Source organism: Indibacter alkaliphilus LW1 (assembly GCF_000295935.2).
GTDB lineage: Bacteria > Bacteroidota > Bacteroidia > Cytophagales > Cyclobacteriaceae > Indibacter > Indibacter alkaliphilus.
The window spans coordinates 14,776-40,378 of the sequence record NZ_ALWO02000002.1 but is presented as its reverse complement, the minus strand read 5'-3'; the positions used below and the strand labels follow the sequence as shown (position 1 = coordinate 40,378).

Sequence of the window (25,603 nt, the reverse complement as noted above, 5' to 3'; positions counted from 1 at the left end):
GTAAAAAAGAAAGCCGACCAAATTGGTCGGCTTCAATTGGATTGATAATATTTTGATTTATTTTTTGATTACGGAGAAGTCAAAGGTTTCCAAAAACTTCGTGGTGAAGTTTCCTGCCTTAAATTCTTCATTTTCCAGAAGTGAAATATGGAAAGGGATAGTGGTTTTGATTCCATCTATTACAAATTCCTCAAGAGCTCTTTTCATTCTCACAATTACTTCTTCTCTAGACTGACCGCTCACAATCAGTTTGGCAATCATAGAATCATAATTAGGCGGGATAACATAGCCTGCATATACATGGCTGTCCACTCTTACACCTCTACCACCCGGCATGTGCAGGTTGACTATTTTTCCCGGGCTTGGTCTAAATCCATTGGCAGGGTCTTCCGCATTGATCCTACATTCCATAGCATAAAGCTTTGGGAAATAATTCTGACCGGAAATAGGCTCTCCTGCCGCTACTTTGATTTGTTCTTTGATCAGGTCAAAATCGGTCACTTCTTCGGTGATGGGGTGTTCCACCTGTATTCGGGTGTTCATTTCCATAAAGAAGAAGTTTCTGTGTTTGTCAACCAAAAACTCTATCGTGCCTGCGCCTTCATATCCTATTGCCTCAGCACCTTTGATGGCGGCTGTACCCATAGCCTCTCTCAATTCATCTGTCATGAAGGGGGATGGCGTTTCTTCTACTAATTTTTGATGTCTTCTCTGTATGGAGCAATCTCTCTCAGACAAGTGGCAAGCTCTGCCTTTACTGTCTCCTACTATCTGAATTTCAATATGGCGGGGCTCTTCTACAAATTTTTCCAAGTATAATCCGTCATTTCCAAAGGCTGCACCAGACTCTTGTCTTGCATCATCCCAGGCTTTCTTAAACTCACTTTCCTGACGGACAATTCTCATTCCTCGGCCACCACCACCTGCAGTTGCTTTCAGAATTACTGGATAGCCCATTTCATTGGCGATCTTGATACCTTGATCTATTGATTCCAATAAGCCTTCTGAACCTGGGATGGTGGGTACTCCAGCTTCCTTCATGGTTGCTTTGGCAGTAGCTTTATCACCCATCTTATTGATCATTTCGGGACTTGCCCCGATAAATTTGATCCCGTATTCTTCACATATTCTTGAAAACTCAGCGTTTTCAGAAAGAAAACCATAGCCAGGGTGAATTGCATCTGCGTTGGTGATTTCTGCAGCAGCTATGATTCTAGGAATATTTAGATAGGATTCCTTACTCGGAGGTGCTCCAATACATACAGCTTCATCAGCAAAGCGAACATGTAAGCTGTCCTTGTCAGCAACAGAGTAAACAGCTACTGTTTTGATCCCCATCTCTTTGCAGGTACGGATCACTCTCAGTGCTATTTCTCCACGGTTGGCAATTAATATTTTATTAAACACTGTAATTTGGGTTTGTTGAAACAAAAATTATCCTGCTGGATCAACCAAAAATAATGGCTGATCATATTCTACCGGCTGGGAATTTTCAACCAATACCTTAACGATTTTTCCGGATACCTCAGATTCGATTTCATTGAAAAGCTTCATTGCTTCAATGATACAAACTGTCTGGCCTTTGCTGACAGTGTCGCCAACATTTACAAAAGCATCTGAATCAGGGTTTGGAGTTCTGTAGAATGTCCCAATCATAGGAGATTTGATTTCTACATAATTGCTGCTTTCTTCTTTTGCAGGAGCAGCTGGACTTGGATTGGCAGCTACAGGTGCCGGAGCAGGAGCGGGCGCTGCTGCTTGTGTAGGCGCTGCTGCTTCTACTCTTACTGCTTGGGCATCAGCATGTTTCTTTATAGAAAGTTTAAACTCATCAGTTTCTATTTTTACTTCCGCAAGACCGGAATTGGAAATAAAATCAATTAAATCCTGTATTTCTTTTGCTTTCATAACTTGAATAATTTAAAAATCACCCTTTCGGGAGATTGCGTTTGGGTTTGAATATCTTTTAAGAATACTATGTAATTTAAGAAAATCAGTTAGCTTTCTGAAATTATTTCACTCTTTCTGAGTAGGAGCCATCTCTTGTATCTACCTTGATCATGGTATCCTGTTCTACAAATAATGGAACCATTACAGTAGCACCGGTTTCCAAAGTAGCAGGCTTCAATGCATTGGTGGCTGTATCTCCTTTGATACCAGGTTCAGTGTAAGTGATCATCAGTTCTACAAATGGGGGTAACTCCACTGAAAGAGGGGTTTCAGTTTCGTCATGGACTAAGATGTCCACAATCTGACCTTCTTTGAGTAATTGAGGTCTCTCGATTAATTTTTCTTCAATTGGGATTTGCTCAAAACTGTCCATGTCCATAAAATGATACCCCATATCATCTGCATAGATGAATTGGTGGGATCTTTTTTCTACTCTGGCAGTGGTGACCTTTTCACCTGCATTGAAAGTTTTGTCCAAAACCTTTCCGGAAGTGAGGCTTTTTAGTTTTGTTCTAACAAAAGCAGCTCCTTTCCCTGGTTTTACATGCTGAAATTCTACTATGGAATAGATGTCATTGTTCATTACAAGACATAATCCATTTTTGAAATCTGCGGTACTTGCCATATTGTTTGGTTTAAAATTTAATTATTTTGGGTCATACCCCCACTTCAGATAGATGGATCCCCAAGTGAATCCTCCTCCAAAAGCAGCAAGGATGATATTGTCGCCTTTTTTAAGTTGGGATTCGTAATCCCAAAGACACAAAGGTAAAGTTCCGGCTGTAGTGTTACCGTATTTCTCTATGTTTAGCATCACCTTATCGGGACCAACACCCATTCGGTTTGCGGTAGCATCGATGATTCTTTTGTTGGCTTGATGCGGAACAAGCCATGCAATATCCTCGGAAGCCAGATTATTTCGTTCCATAATTCTAGCACTGACCTCTGCCATGTTGGTCACAGCAAATTTGAAGACTGTGGATCCTTCCTGAAAAGCAAAATGCTCTCTGGCAGCGATGGTTTCCAAGCTTGCCGGCTTTCGGCTACCTCCTGCTTTCATATGAAGAAAAGGAGCTCCTGAGCCATCAGCATGGAGTAAAGAATCCATAATACCGACTTTTTCCTGGGTAGGTTCTAAAAGTACTGCACCGCCACCATCACCAAAAATAATACAGGTAGCCCTGTCTTGGTAATCAATTATTGAAGACATTTTGTCTGCACCTACAATGATGACTTTTTTATGCATCCCGGTTTCTATAAACTGGCTGCCAATAGTGAGGGCGTACAAAAATCCAGAACAAGCAGCCGAAATATCATAGCTGTAGCTGTTTTTGGCACCAACTCCATCTGCAATGATATTTGCTGTAGCCGGGAAAGGCATGTCAGGGGTAACTGTCGCACAGATAATCAAGTCAATATCTTCTGCTTTGGTATTGGTTTTTTCTAAAAGTCCTTTGACAGCATTGATTCCGATTACTGAAGTCCCCTGGTTTTCACCTTTCAAAATCCTTCTTTCTTTTATTCCTGTTCTGGTGGTAATCCATTCGTCATTGGTATCCACCATGGTTTCCAACTCACGGTTGGTCAATACATATTCCGGAACCCAGCCTTGAACTCCCGTAATTACTGCTCTGGTTTTTTTCATTAATCAATGGTTTTCAGCCAAAACAAAAGCGTTACTTTTTAATTTATTGGCTCTGAATGTGTTATGGTCTAATTTGGATTGAGAATTGCTTTGATCGCAGACCAAGGCATCAAAATTATTTAAAATGTCCTTTTTCACCAAAGCTTTTTGGTTTTAAAGGACTTTAAAGGTTTCTGCTGGAGAGACTTCTTGTAAACTTAGCTTTTTCTTTAAAACAAAAAAATCCACCCTGACTTGTGTCGGGATGGATTTTGTCAAAAGGCCTTTTGTGTAATGATTAAGCAAGAACTTCTTTTTCCATGATAACCTGTCCTTTGTAGTACAGTTTACCGTCCAACCAAAATGCTCTATGAGGTAGGTGGGTCTCACCTGTTGTAGGGCATTTAGCCAGTCCTGGAGCAGTTAGCTTATAGTGAGTTCTTCTTTTGTCTCTTCTGGTTTTCGAAATTTTGCGTTTAGGATGTGCCATCTCTATGCTATTTTAGATTAATCTTTATTCTTTAATTTATTTAATGCTTCCCATCTGGGATCGGTTTGTTTCTTTTCTTTATTGCCTGAGGGCTTATCTGTATCATCTTCGTTCTCCTCAGAAAGATAGACCAAACTGCCTTCACCTTCGTCCTCTTCATCCTCGTCTTCATAATCCGGATGAATCTTTTTGGCAGGAATAGCCAACAAGATAAATTCATAGACAAGCTGGGCAATGTTTATGCTGGGAGTGTCACGGGTGATCATGATTACATCTTCACTGATCTCCTGCTCCATTTCCCCATATTTGTAAATAACCAATTCCTCGGTATTTAGCTGATAATCAAACTCCTCTAGGCTTCTGTCGCAGGTAAGCCCCACGGTACCTGAAACCTGAAAGTGAGCCTCCATCAGGGAAACTGTCTTATTCAGTATTACTTCAATTTTTAGATTGGCTCCGTTGACCCATTCATCTGCTTCATAAAACCTAAAGAACTCATTATCTACATTGAACTCAAATGTGTGTTTACCCTCTTTGAGTTTGATGATGTCAATGTTGTACGCTCTCAAGAATTTCATGACTCCTCCCTCTAATTCAAGACCGCAAATTTAGGGAAATGCTTTAGAATAATAAAATTTGGTCAGGATTTATTTTATAAAGCTTCGGATAAGACTGGAAATTCATCTTGGAATTTAAAAGATAGGCCTACCTTACTTTCTTTTAGATCCATCAACAAAAACTTTCAATTCATGTTAATTTATTAAACAAACCATTTATGAAACTTTTCAAATCCTTAATCTTAACACTCCTTTTGTTTTCAATAGTTTCAATTTTTTCAAAAGAAACCCTGGCCCAATCCAATCAAGATGCACTGAGGCAATACAATCAGGAAAGAATTGATTACAACAAGTCAGGGATGCTGATATTGGGATCTTGGGCTGTTGGAAATATTGCCACAGGAGCCGTCATGGCTGGAAGGACCTCTGGAGAGACAAGGGCATTTCATCAGATGAATATGTATTGGAATTCGGTAAATTTGCTTATTGCTGGATTTGGTTATTTCAGTGCCATGAAGGAAGAGTCAAAAAGTGATCTCTGGGAAACTTTTAGTGCCCAGAATAGCATTGAAAAAATCTTATTGCTAAATGCAGGACTCGATCTGGCTTATGTGGCATCTGGCTTTTGGTTGAATGAGAGAGGTAGGAGGTTAGATGATGGACAATTTCAGGGTTTTGGCAAATCCATTATGCTGCAAGGAGCATTTTTGATGAGCTTCGATTTGATCAAGTATTTTGTCCACAGGAAGCATTCAGGGAATCTTGCAAAGATTGTTGATCAGGTCAGCCTTAGCGGCAATGGAGTTTCTTTTCGTTGGGAATTTTAGAAGAATATTTTATTCTGACAATTCGCGTCATTGATTTTTTATTCAGGGTCAAAAGTCTTTGATTTGTTCTTATACACTTTTGCCTATGGACAGCATCAAACCTTTTATCATTTACAAATCTTCAGCAGGTTCCGGTAAGACTTATACGTTGACACTCGAATATCTCAAGCTGGCTTTGAAACATCCTGGGGCTTTCAGGCAAATCCTTGCGGTGACTTTCACCAATAAGGCTACCCAGGAGATGAAAGAAAGGATTCTGGAGTTTTTAGAGAGGCTTTCCAAAGAGGTTAAGCCGGGAGAATTTTTGGATAGTGAATTGATGAAGCATCTTCAAATAGACGGAGAGGAGCTTAAGAGAAGGAGTTACCACACCCTTTTAGACATATTGCATGCTTATGGTTACTTTTCAGTGAGTACTATTGACTCCTTTTTTCAAAAAGTCATCCGCTCATTTGCAAGAGAGATGGATTTACAGGCCAAATTTGATGTTGAACTCGATCAACAAGCTGTTTTGGAGAGATTAGTGGATAGGGTTGTAGAAAAAGTTTCCGAGGATCAGAATCTTAAGCAGTGGCTTGTAGATTACGCCAAGGATCAGATAGAAGATGGAAAATCCTGGGATATTAGGATTGGGATCAAGGGTTTGGGAAAAGAAATATTTCAGGAAAAATTCAAAGCTTATCGGGATAGTTTTCAATCTTCATTAGAAAAGGAAGAATTTGTACAGGAGTTGAGAACATTTATTTTTCAGCAGCGGGCTATTTTGATACAAGAAGCATTGCAAATGAAAGAGAAGGCCAATGAGATCAGATTAAGATTTGGATTGGATTGGGCTGATTTTTCAGGAGGTAAAGGAAATACTAATTTTGCTTCCAAATTTGAAAAGTTTGGAAACAAGACTGGGCCTTTTCCCAATTACTCTGATCTTCAACTCAGCAATATTGAATCTGTGGAAGGCTGGCATACCAAAACTTCTAAACAAAAAGAGGCTATCATTTCTGCTGCTGATTCAGGACTCAGGGACTTGATACAAAAATCCCTCCCTTTGAGAACCAGATGGAATACACTGGAAGCACTTTTAAGGAATCTTCGAGAATATGGAGTGTTTAGGAATTTAATTCTGGAATTGAGAGACCTCAAAGATGAAGAAGGCATTCTTCTGATCTCCGATGTCAATGATTTTTTGAAGGAAATCACCAAGGATAATGATGCTCCTTTTATCTATGAAAAAATAGGCAATCAGTATAAGCACTTTCTGATTGATGAATTTCAGGATACTTCTGATTTTCAATGGTCTAGCTTTAAGCCTTTGTTGCTAAACTCACTTGCTTCCGGAAATACCAATTTGCTGGTAGGTGATGTGAAGCAATCTATCTATCGGTGGAGAGGAGGCAAATTGGAGCTGTTGCTTCAGGAAGTGGAGGAGCAGATAGGAAGTCAAATGATTCAAGTCAAAAACTTGGCCGTAAATTACCGCAGCCTTCCCAAAGTCATAGATTTCAATAATTCACTTTTTGAGTCTTTGCCGGAATTTATGCAGGAGTTGATGCAGACAGATTTTAATGTAAAATCTGAAAATCTACTTACTAAAGCTTTCCAAGAAGTCCGTCAGAAGGTGCCTGAGCAAAAAAGACAAACTGCTTTTCAAGGCTTTATTCATTTGGAGTTTACAGAGAAGGAATATAGAAAAAGCCTTCCTCAGGAGAACGGGGACTTGGAAGAGGAAGAAGAGGATGGGGATGTGTTGAATAAATTGCCTGAATTGGTAGAGCGCCTTCAGGATAAGGGCTATGCCTTGAAAGATATGGCTTTTTTGGTGAGAAAAAACCAACAGGGTGCTCAAATAGCTGATAAGCTGATGGATTATGCCCGTGAAAACCCAAATAACGGTTATGCTTACGATGTTTTGTCTGAGGAATCTTTATTTGTTCACAGATCAGCAGCAGTGAAGTCTCTTTTGTCTCTTTTAGAACACCTCAGGAATCCAGATGATAAAGTAGCATTGAAAACCTGTTTTTATTATTATGCGCTTTTTCATGAGATTGACTATTCCCATGATTTGTTTGAAGTGAGCAGTTTACCTCTGGAGCTACTTTCAAAATATCAAATTTTACAAAACCAATTGGGTAAGTGGCTGCAGCAGCCATTGTTGGAATTGGTAGATGTATTGATGCAGTTCTTGGACCTGAGCAAAAAGGGTAAAGACCTGGCTTATATCTCCGGGTTCAAGGAAGCTGTTTTTGATTTTGTGAAAAAGAATAGGGCAGATTTAGCCGGATTTCTGGATTGGTGGGAATTGAATAAAGACAAACAGACCGTGAAAATCCCGGATGGTCATGATGCCATGCGGATACTGACCATCCACAAATCAAAAGGACTGCAATACAAGGTGGTTTTGATGCCTTTTATGGATTGGGAAGTGGTGGCAACAGGCAATCAGGCTCCAATCTTATGGTCGGAATGGCAAGAAGATGGCTTAAGTGCAGTCATGCCACTATCACATACTTCAGCACTGAAAGAAACAGCCTTTGATAACCTTTATTCCAATGAGGTAAGGTTGGCCTACTTAGATTCACTAAATATGCTATATGTTGCGTTTACCCGGGCGGAGGAGGTTATTTGGGGACATGCCAATTATAAAGTCTCCAAAAAGAGCGGTGTTTCAACCAAAGAGACCGGAGGGATTTTGTACAATTTGCTGAACTCAGGGTATGGAGTTAAATTTTTCGGCCAAGAAGCTTATTGGAATTCTGAAGAAAAGGTTTTTGAGTTTGGGAATTGGCCAGGTAGGACAGAGAAAAAGACTGATTTTTTTGAAAAAGAAAACTGGATGAATTGGACTTACACCTCATGGAATACCAGGTTGAAGACCCGAGAGTATGCTTGGGATTTTGGGAAAATCGGGATGATAGATAGGTCCCAGAGGAAGCTGGGGGTATTGGTCCACGAGATACTTGAAAACTCCAATACGCTGGACGAGGCCCTTTCATTAATTGCTCAATATAATTTTGAGGGAAGGTTTGAAGAGCAGATTAAGCTTGAACTGGAAAAGCAACTCAAAGATTTATTTGCCATGCCACAATTTAAAAATTGGTACTCAGGTACTTATAGGGCTTTTGCAGAGCAGGGTATATTATTGCCGGGAGGGGTTCAAAAACGTCCCGATAGGATATTAATCTCGGAAAAGGAAGCCGTGGTTTTGGATTTTAAAACAGGAGTAAAAAGTGATTCCCATAAAGTACAGGTCAGGGAATATATGCAGCTGCTTAAGCAGATGAGCGAGCTGTCTGTCAAAGGTTTTCTCTGCTATTTGGAACCCACAGAAATCATTGAAGTATATGGATAGTTTCTTGAAAGATACAGCTGCCAGTATTTTAGCCTCAGGCAGGGACTTGAAAGAGGTGACAGTAATTTTGCCAAATAGAAGAGCGGGATTGTTTTTTATCAGGCAGTTGGGTGAATTGATAGAAAATCCAAGCTGGATGCCTGAGGTAAAGACGATTGAGCAGGTTTTTACGGGTCTTACCGGGCAGGTTCCTGCTGATGATCTGAGTTTGGTCTTTGAACTCTACGAGGTCTATTGCCAGCTTCAACCTGAGCCGGAGGATTTTGATAGGTTCTATTTTTGGGGAGAGCTTATTCTCAAAGATTTTAATGACATTGATCAATTTATGGCGGATGCCAAAACGCTGTATAGAAATCTATCTGAAATCAAATCTTTCGAATCAGACCTGAGTTACCTGACTGAGGAACAAATCAAGCTGATAGAGCAATTCTGGAAATCGTTCAAAAGTCAAGAAGAAAAAGAAAAAGAGAAATTTCTGCGTTTTTGGCAAGTACTTGGTGACTTATATGAAAGGTTTAATGCCCATTTGGATGTATCGGGAAAGTATTACAGTGGGAAAATTTACAAAAATGGAGTTTTACAACTGGATAGGATGGCAACGCCTGCCAAGCACCATGTCTTTGTGGGCTTCAATGCTTTTACCATAACAGAAGAAAAACTCATCAAACATTTTATCAAAAATTTTGGAGCTGAGATTTTCTGGGATGTGGATGCTTATTATTTCAATGATCAGAGACAGGAATCAGGCCTCTTTTTTAGGAATTATAAGAAGGATCCTGTTTTTGGTCCTACTTTTCCCGATGAAATCCCCTCGGGGATTATTTCCAAATCCAAGGTAATCTCCACCTATGCTGTACCTCTTAAAATCAATCAGGCGAATTTGGTGGGGCACCTTTTGAAGCATGTGAAACCTTCTGAGGCATTGGAAGAAACAGTTGTGATTTTACCGGACGAAACCTTGCTTTTTCCAGCGCTTCATGCTATCCCCGAGAATATCCAAAAGCTCAATGTGACCATGGGTTACCCAATCAGAAATGCACCTGTTTATGCTTTTCTGGATGCGGTATTGGACTTGCAGCGATTTATTAAAGTCAGAGATGGGGTAACCTATTTTTACCATAAGCCTGTTATTGATCTTTTGTCATTTACCTATCTTACTGATGCAGATCGCGTATTTGTCAATAATCTGAAAACACATATTTCGGAGACAAACAGTCTGGAAATTCATGAAGAAGTTTTGACAAAAGGGGGAGGTCTTTTCACATTGATTTTTAAGAGGGTAGAGGCAGCTTCTCTTTTTGATTATTTGGGAGATTTATTATCCCATCTTGCTGAGCAGTTGAAAGATGACACCATTCAACGTTCCTATCTTTTTCAAACTTACAAGCTGCTCAATAGGATGGAGGAAAATTTCACAGGCAGCAGGCTTGGTGAACTGAAGACAGAGTTTTTTCTGAAGCTTTTCAGACAGCTTTTCAGGGAAGTGAAACTGCCATTTGATGGGGAACCCCTGGAAGGCTTACAGTTGATGGGAGTGCTTGAATCCCGAAATCTGGACTTCAAAAGAGTAATTATCTGTGATGTCAATGAAGGTAGCTTTCCCCCTGGAGGTAGTATCAACTCCATGATTCCTTTTAATCTGAGAAGGGCATTCGGTCTTCCGGTTCAGGAGCAAAATGACGCGATTTATGCTTATACCTTTTACAGATTGCTCCACAGGGCTGAAGAAGTCCACTTGATCTATAGCACATCTGCCAATCAGGGAAAGGCAGGAGAGATGTCGCGGTTTCTGCAACAGATGCAGGTGGAACTGGATATTGAAGGTCCTAAGGTGGTTATGCTGGAAGCTTCACTTACCCCTTCCCGGGAAATTGTCATGGAAAAAACACCTGCAATTCTTGAAACTCTAAATCAATACATAGTCAAGTCTGATCCGGAAATTCATAGAAAAAAATTATCTGCATCGGGGATCAATACATATTTGGACTGTTCGCTAAGGTTTTATTTCAGGTATGTAGCTGGCTTGAAAGAAAAGGAAGAGGTAGCTGCAGAAGTGGATGCCGGGGTTTTTGGAAGTATTCTACACCGTGCAATTGAATTTCTGTATGAAGTCCCCGAGGGGAAAGAATTCAGAAAAATAACATCCCATGAACTTGAGCGCATCAGACTTCAGGTACCTCTGATGGTTGATAAGGCCATCAGAGAGTTTTATCATCTGGATGAAGGCAAAGCCATCCAAATCACCGGGCAGATGCAAATAGTAAGAGAAATCTTTGTGAATTATATCCAGGCAATCATTGAATATGATATGCAAAATGGAGATTTTTCAATATTGGGTTTGGAGAAAGAATACCATGCAAGCATTCCAGTACTGATTGGTGGAGAAATACAGCCCATTGGTCTATATGGCCTGATTGACAGGGTAGATGAGCATCAGGGTATTGTCAGGCTTTTGGATTACAAAACAGGGAAAGACAATAAAAATCTGGAATCCATTGGCTCATTAACAGAAAGAGAGAATAAAAAGAGAAATAAGGCTGGATTGCAGACCATGCTGTATGCGTATTTGTATCAGTTTTCCAATCCTACAAACAGAAAACCATTAAAACCGGGGCTTTTCAATGTCAAGGAAATATTTAAGGATAATTTCAGTCCATTTCTGCGGATGAACAAATCAGAAGTTGAGAATTACTTTGACCACCAAGAGGAATTTGAAGCAGGTCTGAGTACTTTATTGGGCGAAATATTTGATCCAGAGGTGCCTTTTGTCCAAACTGATGATACCGCAAAATGCAGCTACTGTGCTTACAAAGAAATGTGTGGGAGGTGATGTGGATTTAATTCAAAAGAACTTTTTCTGAACTTTATTGTGCCATTCAGGAATCTTAAGCAATGCTGCAGAGCCATACCATTGTACCAGCTCCATCTTCAGAACTCCCGCTTCTACTGCGGGATCTGATTGGGTGAGCAGTTTGGCTTCTTCAAGTGTGTTGACATTAAAAAGGAAAATACCTCTTTTCTCTCCCCCCTCGATAAAAGGGCCTGCTAAAATCAATTTACCCTCTTGACTCAGTTTATTGATGTTGGCCATGTGTCCTTGTTGGATTTGTTGACGTTGTTCTGTGCTATATTCACTGACTCTGTCGCCGGCCATCAAAAAGGCCATTACATAACTCCGCATGCCATAATCATCCGCTCCAAGCTCTTTGGCAAGCTTTTCGTCATATGAGGTGTTTTGGGCTTTGGCCTGTATACAAAACAGGAATGCCAGCAGAAAGAAAATATGGTTTTTCATACCTTAGATGTTGTGATGATTGTTGCTTGACTTTATCAGCCTCCCCTTTTCTTTTTGGAATTACCTACATTTTCTTCTGCTTCCTCTTCGGCAAACTGATAAAAATCTTCAGCAAGGATTTGATTGGCCCCTGGGTCAAACATGATATTTCTATAATAAAGCGGAAGCAGGTAGTCTCCGTTTTCATCCAAAAGACCATATTTATCACCTACTCTTACCAATATTTTATTGAGATCTTCCCTGCGTAATTCTTGAAATTTTGGCTCCACAATTTCTTTTCCATCAGGAGCTACAAGTCCAAATTTATTTTCTTCCTCAGTGATAAAGTAATTATCTGCGGCCAAAGAAATCCTCTGGTACCCTGTTTCCAGAATCAGACTCCCGTTCTTGTTAATAATATTGTCTTTTCCTGATTTTTTGACCACCGCCAGTCCTCTTCTGAATTCGCTGGCAAAGGCAAATTGTGGTTCAGCAATCCAGTTTCCGCTTCTATCTATATAGCCCCAGAGATTTCCGGATTTTACTGCCGCAAAACCCTCATTGAATTTTTTTCCGTCTTCGTACTGAGCAGGAATAGCCCACTTTCCCAGTACATCTATATAGCCGAGCTTTCCATCTTTGAAGGCAGGGAAAAGTCCCTCCTTCCCTGGAAGGATTTTGTCAACTCCCAATATTGGTTTGATTTCCCAACCTTTTTGTCCCAAGAGACCTACCGTCTGATCTCTTAAAAAAACATTATAATGCTTTTCTCCAACAGAGGTGACCTTTTCCATGCCTACCTGATCCAGAAGAATCCCATCATTTTTCATTACTCTTCTCAATTTGCCATGGATAAACTCCAGCATCAAGCCATCCTCTAAAGTGATTTTGTGATAGGAAGTGTAATTGATATCTGCTTTTCCTTCCCTGCCTTTGATCAACATATATTGATTGCCATCATAGGCATAAAAGTAATCTTCTTCCAAGTGTACCAAATGGTCGATTACGGGACGAAGCACGTAGTTTCCTTCTCTATTGATCAAGCCATAGCCGGTTGCCTCTTTGGCAAACAGGTAATTTTGATTGACTTCTCTTAATTCTTCATACAGGTGATCCGGATCCTCAGACAGCGGAAGGAGGTATCCTTGAGCTGTTTTTGCTATAACCTGACCATTAGTAGCTAACCTAGCTTCATTGAATGTTCCTAAAGCCTTGGTTTCTCTGCTGGAATGGTCATAAATCCAGTACATGTTGCCTTTATTTGCAAGCAGCCTGGTAAAAAAAGTCTGTACTTTATCGTATTCCGCTGGTAGTATTTCTTCTCCATATTCATGAAAAGCTCCCATACCATCTTTTCCTTGAGTTACAATCCAAGGTTGATCATAAGCAAAAATAGATTCAGCTTTAAGGTTGAGGTAAGGTTTATATTCCCTGCTCAGTAATTTAACCTCAGAATCAACCGCACTTATGCGGACAGATTCTCCCAAAATCTTGATTTGGTCATAAGCTACTCTTGACTTGAGTTTGAGGTTTTGATCATATACCTCGTAAGTCTGGGAAAAGGAATTAGATGTGGAAAAACCCAGTAATAGAGCTAGGGTGATTGCCCCCAATTTGGCGTTTGTAATCATTATCGGATAATTGAGGGGGTAAATTAAGAGGAATACTACTCTTATTCAATAAAAGCGCAGGGATATTTATCAGGACTTCTTTTCACTGACTTTTTCCAAGTCAAAAAGATCCGAAATGATGTCAATCATCTGATCTGCTTCATCTCTGAGGCAAGCAGCCCTTAATTGTACTACAGGTACTTTGAGTACCTTCTGCATCATGCTCTTGGTGATTTTGTCAATCATCGCAATTTGAGCCTGATCTGCGTTTTTCAGGAATCTTTCCATCTCTTCCTGACGGATTTGCTCCAGAGCATTTTTAAGCTTGTTGATGGTTGGAGATACCATCATTCCTTTTTTCCAATTAAAAAATTCTTCTATAGCTTCTTCTATGATCCTTTCTACCTGTGGAATGGAAGCCAACCTCTTTTCCAAGGTCTCGGAAGCCTTGCTTCTGATATTGTCCACATTGTATAGCATTACCCCAGGTACATCTTCTATGGTTGTCTCTATGCTTCTTGGGACAGAAAGATCAATGAAAAGTTTGTAGCTGGGAATGTCCAAAGATTTCACCAATTGCTTTGTAATGAAAGGCTCCGATTTCATGATTGATGAAACAACCACATCTGCATCTTTCATCGCTTCAAAACACTGCTCAAAAGGAATTGCTTCAAATCCCATTTCATCGGCAAGGGCCTGAGCTTTTGAGAAGGTACGGTTGGTGATGGATACTTTGGCGTCTGGAATGTGAACCATGTTTTTGGCAACATCTTCACCTATTTCACCTACACCAATAAGCAAAACCCTAGGTTGGAATGTGTTGGAAGTTAGTTCTTCGATAAGTTCAACAGCAGCATAGGATACTGAAGCTGCTCCATCTCTGAAAGCTGTTTCCTGCACAACTCTTTTGCTGGAAAAGAAGACGGTATGCATCAACCTGTGAAGGAAAGGACCGGCAAGGTCAAGGTCAGCGGAAAGCTGATAAGCCCTTTTGACCTGATTGGAGATTTGCATGTCTCCAACTACCTGAGCCTCAAGACCCATTGATACCCTGAAAAGGTGGTCTATCGCCTGCTTGTCGTTATTGAGTATTTTGAAGTACTCCAAATAATCAACCACATTGTCAAGCCCTTTTTCAAGCCCAATGAGTTTGATAATTTCGGTACTTAAATCTAATTCATGGGAATAATATACTTCTGTTCTATTGCAAGTAGATAAGATCAAAGTATCTGTGAGACTGAAAAAATCCTTCAATTTGACTAATAGTGCATGAATAGATCCTTCATCAAGAGAAATCACTTCTCTGATTTGGACTGGGGCACTTTTATGTGATAAGCTTATTGCTCTGAAGTTATGCTGCATTTCAGGTACTTTTCGCATACAAATTTAATTCAGTTTCTCGTTCAAAAGAATATTTCGTGACATCTACCTCTAATTTAAAATCTATCTAAATAACTCAGGTCTTATTTTCAAACAAATGGAAAGTAAACTAAAGTTATTTGGACTTTTGTTTCCAATATTTTAAATTTCGTTATTCAAATACGAATATCTTTTTCCAATTGGATGTTTCACAAAATGAAATTTTTATGAAAGCCAGAATTTACTTTTTTTTGAAAACCTATTTTGGGTTTACCAAAAGAGAATCCCGTGGATTTATACTCATCGTTCCAGTTTTTCTCCTTCTTTATTTCGTGCCGGATTTTTATGGGCGACTGGTCCAGAAGCAAAACAAAGAGATATATGAAGAATACCAGCAGGTGATTGATAGTATGGTGCAGGCTGGATTTCTCCATTATAAACCAGATTTTGTAAAAGAAAATTCGCTTTTGCCTCAAGATACTCTTAAAAAAAAGGATGATTTTCCGAAAAGGGCTTCACCAAAGTTAAATCGCCTTAATTTTAATGAAGCAGACTCTGTGACTCTTCAGGTTGTACCCGGTATAGGTCAGACCTTGGCAGGAAGGATCGTCAAGTTTAGAGAGGGAATGGGGGGAATGTTGTACAAGGAGCAATTACTTGAAGTATATGGATTAAAACAAGAAGTGATGGAGAGGATTTTTGATTATTTTGAATTCCAACCCGGAATATTTCGTCTCCTAGATATAAATCATGCTGAGGTTGCAGAAATTGCCAAGCATCCCTATGTCAATTATGGTGCTGCTAAAGTTATTGTGGCTTATAGGGATCAGCACGGACCTTACTCAAATGCTGAGGATTTATTAAAGATTAAAATTTTCAACGAAGAATGGTTGGATAGGCTTCGGCCATACTTGAAATTTGACTGATTCAATAAACCTTTTCACCTCCAATGTAAGTGTGTTTTACCTTGATAGTTCTCAAGTCAACTCTATCGGCAGTCATAATGTCTTTTTCCAAAACTACAAAATCAGCCAACTTACCGGGTTCTATACTTCCTTTTAATTTTTCTTCAAAATTGGCATAAGCGGCCCAAATGGTCATTCCTTTAAGTGCATGTTCTCTGGTTATTCTGTTTTCTGGTTGAAAACCATTTTCAGGCCAATTTTTTGCATCCTTTCTGACTACGGCAGCATGAAAACCATACAAAGGATTGATATGCTCCACAGGGAAATCGCTTCCCAAAGCCAGCATGCCGTTTTGATCCAATAAATCTTTGTAGGCATAGGCTGTTTTGATCCTGAAAGGACCTAGCCTTTGCTCTGCCCAATACATGTCAGAGGTAGCATGGGTGGGTTGTACCGATGGAATGATACTGAAACTGGCAAATTTGGGCATGTCATCCGTGCTGACAATTTGGGCATGTTCTATCCTCCATCTCAAGTCGTTTTTCCCTTTGAGGTATTTGGCATAAATATCAAGCAGTGTTCTATTGGCCGAGTCCCCTATACAATGAGTATTCATTTGAAAACCATGTTCATAGATTTCTTTGGCTAAGGCATCAAACTCTTCCGGATTTTTGAGCAAGAAACCGTAATTATCTGCATGATCATGATAGGGTCTGAGTAATGCTGCTCCTCTTGAGCCCAATGCACCATCACCGTATATTTTAAAGCTTTTGACAGTCAATTTGTCATCTTGGTAAGGGCCTTTTTCAAAATAGTAATCCATATTCTCCCTAGTGGGGTTCACCATGGCATACATTCGCATTTTGAGGGCGTTTTCCTCTTGCAATTTTTGGATCAGTTCAATGGTTTCTCTTTCCAGGCCTGCATCTACTACAGTGGTCAAACCTACGGCGAAACAGTTTTCCTGGGCGTTTAAAAAAGCTGTTCTGGCTTCATCCTCACTTGGGCTAGGGACTTTGGACGATACCAATTTGATTGCATTGTCGATTAGGACTCCTGTTGGCTTGCCTTCAGCTAAAATCACTTTGCCGCCTACCATCTCCGTTTTGGCGGTAATTCCTCCGAGATCAAGGGCCTTTTGGTTGGCCAATGCCGCATGACCGTCTATGCGGGTGAGTAGGACGGGTTTGTCGGGGAACAATTCATCCAAGGCTTCCCTGGTGGGAAATTCCTTGCCTTCCCAAAGGTTTTGGTCCCAACCTTTACCCATGACCCATGCTACTTCCGGGTTTTTTTCATGGTGTTCTTTAACTCTATGTACCAATTCTTCTTCAGACTCAGCACCTAGTAGGTCAGCCACCTGAAGCCCCAAACCATATCTAAAAAAATGTGCATGCGCATCAATAAATCCGGGATAGATTGGTTTGCCCTCCATATCCACAATTTCCTCGCTTTGGTATTTGGATAAAATGGAGCTGTTACTTCCCACTTCCACAAAGCGGTTATCTTTTATAGCGAAAGCCTTTAAAATACTAAAACCATCATCCACTGTGTAGACTGTGGCATTATGAACAATCAGGTCCACAGATTCTTTTTTAGGGCTGCAATGCTGCAAACCCAGACAAAAAAGAACTAAAAAGCATGTGTCCAATATTTTTTTCATTTTTAAAAGATATAGGTGATTCTTCTCCAAAAGACCTGATATTTGCAGCCATGATGGATGACAGATATAATTTTCTTCAAGCAAAGCTCAATTTTCCTGAAATTGAGCTGAAAATTGAAGAAATGGACGGTAAATTAAACATTTTCGACTCACTGAGAAAGAAGTATTTGATCTTGAGCCCTGAAGAGTGGGTCAGACAGCATATGATCACATTCCTTGTTCAGTTTAGAAATTACCCCAAATCCCTTTTTGCCATTGAAAAAGGATTGAAATACAATCAATTGCAGAAGAGGTCTGATATCCTCATTGTTGACAGGAAAGGTGATCCATTTTTACTGATAGAGTGTAAAGCTCCAGAAGTGAAATTGACCCAAAAGACTATGGAGCAGGTCACTGTCTATAATCAAAGTGTGCAAGCGGCTTTTGTAGGAATTAGTAATGGGGTTCAACATTTGTTTTTTGCCTATGATCGAGCATCAAATAATTACAAACAGATACAGGGTCTCCCGGAATTTAAGGTCTGAAAAAGCTGATATGTGTCAGCTTTTTAACTATATTTAAGCACTAGTTAGTTTCGAATAATTGCAATAGGATAATATGAAAAGTCAACCCAAAAGCATAGCATGTGAACTTTGTGTGAGCAGAAAGTTTTCCCTTTTTGCGGGAGTTTCTGATCAGCATTTATGCCACATTACGGACAACAAGAATTTTATAAGCCATAAAAAAGGACAGATACTTTTCTACGAAGGCACCAAGCCTATGGGGATTTTTTGCATCAATGAAGGGATTGTAAAAGTTTTTAAAACAGCCTCAAACGGCAAAGAGCAGATTATCAGGCTTGCACAAAAAGGAGATTTTCTGGGCTATACATCTTTGTTGGGTGAAGAGTCTTATTCCTCATCTGCTACAATAGTTGAAGATGCAAAAATATGTTTTATTCCCAGGGAGTCATTTTTAAAGGTCCTTTCTGATGATACTGCATTTCATCAAAGAGTCACTAAAGCTATTTGCAATGACTTGGGTATCATGGAGGAAAAACTCACGGATGCTACACAAAAATCCATAAGAGAAAGGTTGGCATTCACGCTACTGAAATTAAGTGAAACCTATGGGATTGATGGCCAAGAAGGTCAAAAAATAGATATTGTGCTTACCAGAGAAGAAATAGCCGGACTTGTAGGTACTGCTACTGAGACTGTTATCCGGTTACTCTCTGAATTTAAAAAAGACGAATTGATAGATTTTGAAGGGAAAAAGATCATTGTCCTGGACAAAAAAGGGCTTGCCAGACTTTCAGACTTCTATGGATAAAACAATCTTGGTTTACACCCATTAACAGTGATACTTTGGATCACTGTTTTTTTGTGGCAACCAATTGAACTCAATGGGTGTTGAAAGAATATGAAAAGGTTTTTTCTGATAATTTTAATTCTGTTCAGTTCTGCGATGGTTTGGGGTCAAAGTTTGGCGTATAAAACGCTTTTGAAAGGAGTATATGACAAAGAGTTTCCCTTAGTTTATCCAGAAGACAAAAAACTCACTGAAGAAGTACTTTTTCTCGATACCAGAGAAATATCAGAGTTTGAAGTTTCCCACATTAAGAATGCCAAATGGGTAGGCTACGACACTTTTTCACTAGAGGCTATTAGCGAAATTCCCAAAGACAAGGATATTGTAGTCTATTGCTCCATTGGTGCAAGGAGCCAGGAAATCGGAAAAAAGCTGAAGGAGGCCGGTTATCAAAATGTTTACAACCTCTATGGAGGTATTTTTCATTGGGTCAATGAGGGTCTTCCGGTTTTTGATGAGCATGGTAAAACCAATAGAGTTCATGCCTACAGCAAAACTTGGGGGATTTGGCTGAGTAAAGGGGATAAGGTGTATTGAAGCTGCTAAATGTCTTTTTAATGACATTTGGTGAATTATAAAACTTTCAATTTTAAGCATATTTAGGAGGGACTAGAAGGTCAATAGCTTTATTCAAATACAATCCTCCTGTTTACTTCGTACCTTACCTCAACTAATACGAAAGATATTTATGAAAACTTTATCGATTTTAATTACACTCTTTTTGCTGAACTTTTCCTGTGGAGCATACGAGATTTCAGATGCTGCCGAGAAAGCTCCTTCTCATGAGATTTTTGATGAACTTCTTAAAAAATACGTGTCCAAAGACGGGAAAGTAGATTACAAGGGTTTTATCAAGGAAGAAAAGAGACTACAGGAATACTTGAATCTATTGAGCAATAATGCACCCGACAAAAAAGCCTGGTCTAAAGACGAGCAACTGGCTTATTGGATCAATGCCTATAATGCATTTACCATCAAGCTGATTGCGGACAATTATCCAGTGGAAAGTATCAAGGACCTTAATCCTACTTTAAATGTGCCCATGGTCAATACCGTTTGGACCAAGAAATTCTTCAAAATAGGTGGAGAAGATACCAGTCTGGATGATATAGAGCACAAAATCATCAGAAAGGAATTTGACGAACCAAGGATACATTTTGCAGTCAATTGTGCCTCAATATCCTGTCCTCCATTGTTGAATGAAGCTTTTACAGCCGAAAAGCTTGATAGTCAATTAGAAAAGGCGGCGAAGGACTTCATTAACAATCCAAAGTACAATAAGATCAGTGCCGAAAAGGTTGAAATATCCCAGATTTTTTCATGGTTCAAAGGTGATTTTACCAAAAAGGGAAGCTTAATTGATTACCTTAACAAATATTCTAAAGTCAAGATTAAACCCAACGCCAAAGTCTCAAATATCAAATACGACTGGTCTCTGAATGAATGATAAAAAGAAAAAAATCATAATTATTGGCAATGGTATAGCGGGAATCACCTGTGCCAGAAATATTCGTAAAAAGGATGAAAATTCGGAAATCCTGGTGATTTCGGGAGAGACTGAATTCTTTTTTTCACGCACAGCACTCATGTACATTTACATGGGGCACATGCAATTTGAACATACCAAACCCTATGAGGATTGGTTTTGGGAGAAAAATAATATTCAACTTTTACAGGCTTGGGTGGAGTTAGTGGATTTCAACAATAAAACTTTGCTTTTAGACTCTGGAAAAAAAGTTGGATACGATGTTTTGGTTTTGGCAACTGGCTCTGTCCCTAACAAATTTGACTGGCCAGGACAAAGTCTCAATGGAGTACAGGGACTTTATTCCAAACAGGACTTGGATATCATGGAGGAAAATACGGTAGGGATATCACATGCTGTGATCGTCGGTGGAGGATTGATCGGAATTGAAATGGCCGAAATGCTGGCGAGCAGGGATATTTCGGTGACATTTTTGGTCAGGGAAAAGAATTTTTGGGATAATGTATTACCTGTGGAAGAAGCACAGTTGGTCAATAAGCATATATTGGAACATCATATAGATTTGAGATTGGAAACTGAGCTGAAAGAAATTTATGGGGATGATTCAGGGAAAGTGGATTCAGTTTTGACCAACAAGGGTGAAAAAATTGAATGTCAGTTTGTAGGCTTGGCAGTTGGCGTAAGCCCAAATGTAAAGTTTTTAAAAAACTCGGACCTTGAGATTGGCAGGGGGATCTTAGTGGATGGTTTTTTCAGGACCAATATACAGGATGTGTATGCGATTGGGGATTGTGCTGAGTTTAGAGAAAAGCCTGGAGATGACAGGAAAAATATTGAACAGGTTTGGTATACTGGGAGAATGCACGGAGAAACACTTGCGCATAACCTAACCTCAGACAATGCTGTCCCTTATCGACCGGGAATCTGGTTCAATTCAGCGAAGTTTTTTGATATTGAGTATCAGACTTATGGGCTTGTGCCAAATGAAAGGAAAGAGGGTATTGATTCTTTCTATTGGGAAAGCGAAAGTGGCAAGAACTGTCTTAGGCTGGTTTTTGAAAAGGAATCGGAAAAAATTCTTGGAGTAAACAGTTTTGGTTGGAGGTTGAGGCATGAATTTTTTGACCAAGCAATTCAAGAAGGGTGGTCTTTGGAAAAAGTACTCCAAAACTTGCATAAGGCTGATTTTAACGCTGAGTTTTTTGATAAATTTTACAAAAAAGTATTGGAAAAATACGCCTCTGTAAGTGGTAAAAAAATAGAAATTCCAAAGCGTTCTTTCTTTCACAGATTAATAGGGTCAAGGGCATGAAAAAAATTCAGGTAATCGGACTAGTCTTATTTATTTTTGGACTGATTGGTTTCAGTTTGATCCCTTTTATTGGAACTTATCAACTTGAAAGGGAAATGGTGGAAGACAAGGTAAAGGAGGAGCATCAAGATGATATGCTGCGGATTCTCAGGCCTATGTATGGGGAAACTTATTCCAGTAATTTTTCTTTTGTCTCAGATTTCAACCACTATTTTGATGCTTTCAACGATGAGCTAAAATCCAATGAGGATTGGGATCAGGTAATCTGGGACGATTATGCCTTTGACTTGACCAAAGCAGCAAGCCAAGGGGCTGTTTCGGATAACCCCTATCTTTTTCTAGGTATTTCAATAGGTTTGGGTGTTATGGGAGGTCTGCTTTACATTTTGCCATTGTATAGGAATGAGCCGGAAGGAATCAAGAATGATGGAATCTATTTTTCTTCCATGAAATCAAGGGGATTGCTGGGTATTATTACCGGTACCTGGTTGATAGTGTTTTATGTTATTCTTTATTGGTTTCCAGAATACCTTACCAATCTGGTATTGATGGTAGATCCCTTAAGTATTTTTCTTTCTGGTAATCCGGCTTCCCAATGGTTTTTGTATGGATTAATCTATACGCTGGCTATTTTGGTGATGGGGATCAGGATGTTTCGAAAATATAGAGGTAATACCTACCAAACCATCAGGACTGCCTCTGTTATGTTTTTTCAGTTGGCTTTTGCTTTTTTGATTCCCGAAATATTGGTTTTGCTCAATAAACCATGGCATGATTTCAAAAACATTTGGCCTTTGGATTATTCTTTTTTCTATGATTACAGAATGGAAGGCATGCTTAGCTCAGGAGCTTTAGGCATGTTTATGTTGGTCTGGGGAATTATTCTGATCATAGTATGTGTTCCATTGTTCACTTATTTCTATGGGAAGCGTTGGTACTGCTCCTGGGTCTGTGGATGTGGGGGCTTGGCCGAAACATTGGGGGATCCATACAGGCAGCTTTCGGATAAGTCCTTGAAGGCCTGGAGCGTAGAAAGATATATGGTTCATGGGGTATTGGTATTTGCTGTAGCCATGACTTTGGTGACCATTGTCAATTATTTTATGGAGTTCGGACTTCTGGGTCAGGCCACGGATCAGTTGCATAGTGTGTATGGATTTGCGATAGGCTCAGCCTTTGCAGGAGTTATTGGTACTGGGTTTTATCCTTTTATGGGCAACAGGGTCTGGTGTAGATTTGGATGCCCTCTGGCAGCATACTTAGGAATTGTGCAACGCTTCAAATCCAGGTTCAGAATTACGACCAATGGTGGACAATGTATATCTTGCGGCAATTGCTCTACTTATTGTGAAATGGGCATAGATGTGCGTTGGTATGCCCAGCGCGGACAGAATATAGTACGAGCATCATGTGTAGGCTGTGGTGTTTGTTCAGCTGTTTGCCCTAGGGGAGTATTGAAGTTGGAAAATGGGTCTGAAGAAGGAAGAATCAACGAAAACCCAATTATTATAGGGAACAAATCGATTACAGTAAAATCTTAATGAGTATCATTTATATATTTCTTGGCATTTACGCCATAGCGATGTTGTTTGTACTTTGCTATAGCTTGGCACAGGCACATTTGCTTTTTCATTTTTTTAAATTTCTTCGCAAAAAAAAGAGCCATACTTTTCCTGATGAAAACGATCTGCCTTTCGTCACTGTTCAATTACCGGTGTTCAATGAAGTTTATGTTGTCGAAAGGCTGATCCATGCCTGTGCAGGGTTTCACTACCCCAGTGAAAAACTTGAAATACAAATTCTGGATGATAGTACAGACGAAACCGTCGAAATCATCCAAAAAGCAATCAAAGAATATCCTGATATTGATTTTCAATATATTCACAGAAAGGACAGATCAGGTTTCAAAGCAGGTGCTTTGAAAGCTGGCCTGGAATCAGCGAAAGGAGAGTTTATCGCTGTTTTTGATGCGGATTTTTTGCCGGATCCAGACTTTTTAAGAGCTACAGTGGGGCACTTTGAAGAGCCGGAAGTAGGAATGGTTCAGTCAAGGTGGACTCACCTGAACGAAGAGTTTTCTATTTTGACCAGACTTCAGGCCTTTGCTTTGGATGCACACTTTATGGTAGAGCAGATAGGTAGAAATAATCAAGAGGCATTTATCAATTTCAATGGAACTGGTGGGGTTTGGCGTAAAGCATGTATCCTTGATGCGGGTAATTGGGAAGCAGATACGCTGACCGAAGATTTGGACCTGAGCTATAGAGCGCAGCAAAAAGGATGGAAATTTGTCTATAGGCCGGATGTAAAATCCCCCGCTGAATTGCCCCCCATCATGTCAGCCATTAAGTCACAGCAGTTTCGCTGGACAAAAGGAGGAGCAGAATGTGCTGTCAAGCACTTGAAAAACGTACTTTTGAACCCTTATCCTGCCAAAGTAAAGATTCATGCCACAGCCCATTTGCTCAATGCCGTTATTTTTATTGCAGTATTCATTGTAAGCCTCAGCAGTATTCCAATATGGTGGGCATTTCAGCAGGATATGATTCCGGATTCATACTTTCGCTCAGCGGCAGTCTTTCTGCTTAGCTTTTTGATAATCGCGTTGGTTTACTTTTTTGCCAATCTAAGTTTGGTGGGGTTTTCCAGAAAAAGTTTTTTCAGATTTTTGTGGGAGCTTCCGTTATTTTTGTCCGTGTCGATGGGCTTGTCAGTTCATAATGCCCAAGCAGTTTGGGAGGGGTTGAGTGGGAAGAAGTCTCCTTTTATTCGTACTCCAAAATACAATTTGAAAGGTAACCAGGACTCTTGGACCAGTAATATTTACAATCAGCTTCAGGTCCCATTTACCACCTATATTGAAGCCTTTTTGGCTTTGGTATTTTTTCTGATCGTTATTTTATCTCTAATTTCCGGAACTTACCAAATGTTGATTTTTCACCTGATGCTGGCCATAGGATATGGACTTGTAAGCTGGCAATCTTTCAAGAGTTATAATTTTCAAAAAATATAGTTCTAGTCTAAAATCTTCTCAAAAAGGTCTCTTACCTGTTTTTCTACATTAGACTTATGATTTTTTTTATTTAGGTGAAGATTTTCAAGTAAGTCTAGGTATTTATTGGAAATATTTTGCTTGTCAGACAAAAAGCCAGTCAGGTGTTGAATGAAGAGGTGGTTTTCATACCAATTGAGCAGGGATTTTTGTAAAGTTCCCATCCTTTGGTGTACCTCATCTACGAAAATGGGATTAAATCCTGATTCAATCCGTAAATTTTCCAAAGCGATGATAACCCTAAGCCCCTCATAGATATCTTTCAATGCTTTACTGTCAAGTTTTGTTTTATGATCCAGGTTGAAATACTCCAATTCCTCATTGATGATTTGAGTGGTGGCGGTATTGATCATCAAGGGTTTTAATCCTTTACTTAATTTGGAAGAAGCATTGTACAGCGTTTCCCAAATATGTAAGGGAGAGACCAATACCTGATCATAGACTTCTGCATAGAGTTGGTTTTTTTCATTCAAAAGCGACTTGGTATATGATTTAAACTCTATGGATTCTTTAAGCTTTATGGCCTCCACCTGATTGATGACCATTTTCAGGTGTTTGGTTTTTTTCAGTCCGCGGAAAATATTTCTGAAAGGAGAAAAAAGCTCAAACTTCAACCCATCTTCTTTGAAATGAATGTGTGAAAGCAAATCAAGGTAGACTTCCAGGAAAATGAGTCTGCTTTCCAGTTCAATGGCTTTTTTTCCTCTAAACTGCTTGCTTAGAGCTACGTATGCTGACTTGGCTTCTGCAAAATGTTGTTGAAAAAGCCTGAAAACAGGAGATATTTTACCTTGCATG

22 protein-coding genes are annotated in these 25,603 nt (G+C 39.6%); 11 read left to right on the top strand and 11 right to left on the bottom strand.

What is annotated here, in order from left to right:
• Positions 1-57: 57 nt before the first annotated feature.
• From accC to A33Q_RS00135, 6 genes are all read right to left on the bottom strand, one after another.
• Positions 58-1,407: an acetyl-CoA carboxylase biotin carboxylase subunit gene (gene accC / locus A33Q_RS00160; protein WP_009035214.1), complete on the bottom strand. Its 1,350-nt coding sequence runs from the start codon at positions 1,405-1,407 to the stop codon at positions 58-60.
• Positions 1,408-1,434: 27 nt separating this feature from the next.
• Positions 1,435-1,908, bottom strand: coding sequence for an acetyl-CoA carboxylase biotin carboxyl carrier protein (accB, locus tag A33Q_RS00155; RefSeq protein WP_009035213.1), 474 nt, complete (start codon positions 1,906-1,908; stop codon positions 1,435-1,437).
• Between the two features lie 103 nt (positions 1,909-2,011).
• A complete protein-coding gene (efp, locus tag A33Q_RS00150; RefSeq protein WP_009035212.1) occupies positions 2,012-2,575 on the bottom strand; it encodes an elongation factor P in 564 nt (187 codons plus the stop codon).
• Positions 2,576-2,596: 21 nt separating this feature from the next.
• Positions 2,597-3,595, bottom strand: a complete 999-nt coding sequence (locus A33Q_RS00145; protein ID WP_009035211.1) for a beta-ketoacyl-ACP synthase III — start codon at positions 3,593-3,595, stop codon at positions 2,597-2,599.
• Between the two features lie 277 nt (positions 3,596-3,872).
• Positions 3,873-4,064 (bottom strand): 50S ribosomal protein L32, encoded by a 192-nt coding sequence (gene rpmF / locus A33Q_RS00140; protein ID WP_009035210.1) that lies wholly within the window; start codon positions 4,062-4,064, stop codon positions 3,873-3,875.
• 17 nt (positions 4,065-4,081) lie between these two features.
• Positions 4,082-4,642 (bottom strand): YceD family protein, encoded by a 561-nt coding sequence (locus A33Q_RS00135; protein ID WP_009035209.1) that lies wholly within the window; start codon positions 4,640-4,642, stop codon positions 4,082-4,084.
• 197 nt (positions 4,643-4,839) lie between these two features.
• Here A33Q_RS00135 and A33Q_RS00130 point away from each other — a divergent pair, with 197 nt between their 5' ends.
• The 3 genes from A33Q_RS00130 (at position 4,840) to A33Q_RS00120 (ending at position 11,624) form a co-directional block, all read left to right on the top strand.
• Entirely contained in the window at positions 4,840-5,448 is a 609-nt protein-coding gene (locus A33Q_RS00130; protein ID WP_009035208.1) for a DUF6992 family protein, read from the top strand.
• Positions 5,449-5,533: 85 nt separating this feature from the next.
• Positions 5,534-8,794, top strand: coding sequence for a UvrD-helicase domain-containing protein (locus tag A33Q_RS00125; protein ID WP_009035207.1), 3,261 nt, complete (start codon positions 5,534-5,536; stop codon positions 8,792-8,794).
• The gene (locus tag A33Q_RS00120; RefSeq protein WP_009035206.1) at positions 8,787-11,624 is read left to right on the top strand and encodes a PD-(D/E)XK nuclease family protein; all 2,838 of its coding nucleotides are present in this window, start codon (positions 8,787-8,789) and stop codon (positions 11,622-11,624) included. The genes A33Q_RS00125 and A33Q_RS00120 overlap by 8 nt, the downstream gene beginning before the upstream one ends.
• Positions 11,625-11,636: 12 nt before the next feature.
• On the opposite strand, the gene A33Q_RS00115 is transcribed toward A33Q_RS00120, so the two are convergent.
• The 3 genes from A33Q_RS00115 to hemA all read right to left on the bottom strand — a co-directional run bounded on the left by A33Q_RS00115 (position 11,637) and on the right by hemA (position 15,040).
• Entirely contained in the window at positions 11,637-12,089 is a 453-nt protein-coding gene (locus A33Q_RS00115) for a YciI family protein (RefSeq protein WP_009035205.1), read from the bottom strand.
• A 35-nt stretch (positions 12,090-12,124) separates the two neighbouring features.
• Positions 12,125-13,699, bottom strand: coding sequence for a WG repeat-containing protein (locus tag A33Q_RS00110; protein ID WP_009035204.1), 1,575 nt, complete (start codon positions 13,697-13,699; stop codon positions 12,125-12,127).
• 69 nt (positions 13,700-13,768) lie between these two features.
• Complete coding sequence (hemA, locus tag A33Q_RS00105) at positions 13,769-15,040, bottom strand: glutamyl-tRNA reductase (RefSeq protein ID WP_040489544.1); 1,272 nt, start codon at positions 15,038-15,040, stop codon at positions 13,769-13,771.
• A gap of 224 nt (positions 15,041-15,264) precedes the next feature.
• Between hemA and A33Q_RS00100 the strand changes: the two genes are divergently transcribed.
• Positions 15,265-15,963 (top strand): ComEA family DNA-binding protein, encoded by a 699-nt coding sequence (locus A33Q_RS00100; RefSeq protein WP_009035202.1) that lies wholly within the window; start codon positions 15,265-15,267, stop codon positions 15,961-15,963.
• Between the two features lies 1 nt (position 15,964).
• On the opposite strand, the gene A33Q_RS00095 is transcribed toward A33Q_RS00100, so the two are convergent.
• Complete coding sequence (locus tag A33Q_RS00095) at positions 15,965-17,605, bottom strand: amidohydrolase (protein ID WP_040489531.1); 1,641 nt, start codon at positions 17,603-17,605, stop codon at positions 15,965-15,967.
• On the opposite strand from A33Q_RS00095, the gene A33Q_RS00090 reads away from it, so the two are divergent.
• The 7 genes from A33Q_RS00090 to A33Q_RS00060 all read left to right on the top strand — a co-directional run bounded on the left by A33Q_RS00090 (position 17,584) and on the right by A33Q_RS00060 (position 24,766).
• Positions 17,584-18,129 (top strand): type I restriction enzyme HsdR N-terminal domain-containing protein, encoded by a 546-nt coding sequence (locus tag A33Q_RS00090; RefSeq protein WP_016254387.1) that lies wholly within the window; start codon positions 17,584-17,586, stop codon positions 18,127-18,129. The genes A33Q_RS00095 and A33Q_RS00090 overlap by 22 nt on opposite strands.
• Positions 18,130-18,202: 73 nt before the next feature.
• Entirely contained in the window at positions 18,203-18,916 is a 714-nt protein-coding gene (locus tag A33Q_RS00085; RefSeq protein ID WP_009035199.1) for a Crp/Fnr family transcriptional regulator, read from the top strand.
• A 90-nt stretch (positions 18,917-19,006) separates the two neighbouring features.
• Positions 19,007-19,492, top strand: coding sequence for a rhodanese-like domain-containing protein (locus A33Q_RS00080; RefSeq protein WP_009035198.1), 486 nt, complete (start codon positions 19,007-19,009; stop codon positions 19,490-19,492).
• Positions 19,493-19,643: 151 nt separating this feature from the next.
• The gene (locus tag A33Q_RS00075; RefSeq protein WP_009035197.1) at positions 19,644-20,402 is read left to right on the top strand and encodes a DUF547 domain-containing protein; all 759 of its coding nucleotides are present in this window, start codon (positions 19,644-19,646) and stop codon (positions 20,400-20,402) included.
• Positions 20,395-21,753: an NAD(P)/FAD-dependent oxidoreductase gene (locus A33Q_RS00070; RefSeq protein WP_009035196.1), complete on the top strand. Its 1,359-nt coding sequence runs from the start codon at positions 20,395-20,397 to the stop codon at positions 21,751-21,753. Before A33Q_RS00075 ends, A33Q_RS00070 begins: the two co-directional genes overlap by 8 nt.
• Positions 21,750-23,294 carry a 4Fe-4S binding protein gene (locus tag A33Q_RS00065; RefSeq protein WP_009035195.1) on the top strand — a complete coding sequence of 515 codons (1,545 nt, stop codon included), beginning with the start codon at positions 21,750-21,752 and terminating at the stop codon, positions 23,292-23,294. The genes A33Q_RS00070 and A33Q_RS00065 overlap by 4 nt, the downstream gene beginning before the upstream one ends.
• On the top strand, positions 23,294-24,766 hold the full coding sequence (locus tag A33Q_RS00060; RefSeq protein ID WP_009035194.1) for a cellulose synthase family protein: 1,473 nt from the start codon (positions 23,294-23,296) through the stop codon (positions 24,764-24,766). The genes A33Q_RS00065 and A33Q_RS00060 overlap by 1 nt, the downstream gene beginning before the upstream one ends.
• 2 nt (positions 24,767-24,768) lie before the next feature.
• On the opposite strand, the gene A33Q_RS00055 is transcribed toward A33Q_RS00060, so the two are convergent.
• On the bottom strand, positions 24,769-25,602 hold the full coding sequence (locus A33Q_RS00055) for a hypothetical protein (RefSeq protein WP_009035193.1): 834 nt from the start codon (positions 25,600-25,602) through the stop codon (positions 24,769-24,771).
• Position 25,603: the final 1 nt, after the last annotated feature.

Coding starts and splice junctions, on each gene's coding strand:
- accB (WP_009035213.1), bottom strand. CDS start 1,908: ATGAAAGCAAAAGAAATACAGGATTTAATTGATTTTATTTCCAATTCC.
- efp (WP_009035212.1), bottom strand. CDS start 2,575: ATGGCAAGTACCGCAGATTTCAAAAATGGATTATGTCTTGTAATGAAC.
- A33Q_RS00145 (WP_009035211.1), bottom strand. CDS start 3,595: ATGAAAAAAACCAGAGCAGTAATTACGGGAGTTCAAGGCTGGGTTCCG.
- rpmF (WP_009035210.1), bottom strand. CDS start 4,064: ATGGCACATCCTAAACGCAAAATTTCGAAAACCAGAAGAGACAAAAGA.
- A33Q_RS00135 (WP_009035209.1), bottom strand. CDS start 4,642: ATGAAATTCTTGAGAGCGTACAACATTGACATCATCAAACTCAAAGAG.
- A33Q_RS00130 (WP_009035208.1), top strand. CDS start 4,840: ATGAAACTTTTCAAATCCTTAATCTTAACACTCCTTTTGTTTTCAATA.
- A33Q_RS00125 (WP_009035207.1), top strand. CDS start 5,534: ATGGACAGCATCAAACCTTTTATCATTTACAAATCTTCAGCAGGTTCC.
- A33Q_RS00120 (WP_009035206.1), top strand. CDS start 8,787: ATGGATAGTTTCTTGAAAGATACAGCTGCCAGTATTTTAGCCTCAGGC.
- A33Q_RS00115 (WP_009035205.1), bottom strand. CDS start 12,089: ATGAAAAACCATATTTTCTTTCTGCTGGCATTCCTGTTTTGTATACAG.
- A33Q_RS00110 (WP_009035204.1), bottom strand. CDS start 13,699: ATGATTACAAACGCCAAATTGGGGGCAATCACCCTAGCTCTATTACTG.
- hemA (WP_040489544.1), bottom strand. CDS start 15,040: ATGCAGCATAACTTCAGAGCAATAAGCTTATCACATAAAAGTGCCCCA.
- A33Q_RS00100 (WP_009035202.1), top strand. CDS start 15,265: ATGAAAGCCAGAATTTACTTTTTTTTGAAAACCTATTTTGGGTTTACC.
- A33Q_RS00090 (WP_016254387.1), top strand. CDS start 17,584: ATGTGTCCAATATTTTTTTCATTTTTAAAAGATATAGGTGATTCTTCT.
- A33Q_RS00095 (WP_040489531.1), bottom strand. CDS start 17,605: ATGAAAAAAATATTGGACACATGCTTTTTAGTTCTTTTTTGTCTGGGT.
- A33Q_RS00085 (WP_009035199.1), top strand. CDS start 18,203: ATGAAAAGTCAACCCAAAAGCATAGCATGTGAACTTTGTGTGAGCAGA.
- A33Q_RS00080 (WP_009035198.1), top strand. CDS start 19,007: ATGAAAAGGTTTTTTCTGATAATTTTAATTCTGTTCAGTTCTGCGATG.
- A33Q_RS00075 (WP_009035197.1), top strand. CDS start 19,644: ATGAAAACTTTATCGATTTTAATTACACTCTTTTTGCTGAACTTTTCC.
- A33Q_RS00070 (WP_009035196.1), top strand. CDS start 20,395: ATGAATGATAAAAAGAAAAAAATCATAATTATTGGCAATGGTATAGCG.
- A33Q_RS00065 (WP_009035195.1), top strand. CDS start 21,750: ATGAAAAAAATTCAGGTAATCGGACTAGTCTTATTTATTTTTGGACTG.
- A33Q_RS00060 (WP_009035194.1), top strand. CDS start 23,294: ATGAGTATCATTTATATATTTCTTGGCATTTACGCCATAGCGATGTTG.
- A33Q_RS00055 (WP_009035193.1), bottom strand. CDS start 25,602: ATGCAAGGTAAAATATCTCCTGTTTTCAGGCTTTTTCAACAACATTTT.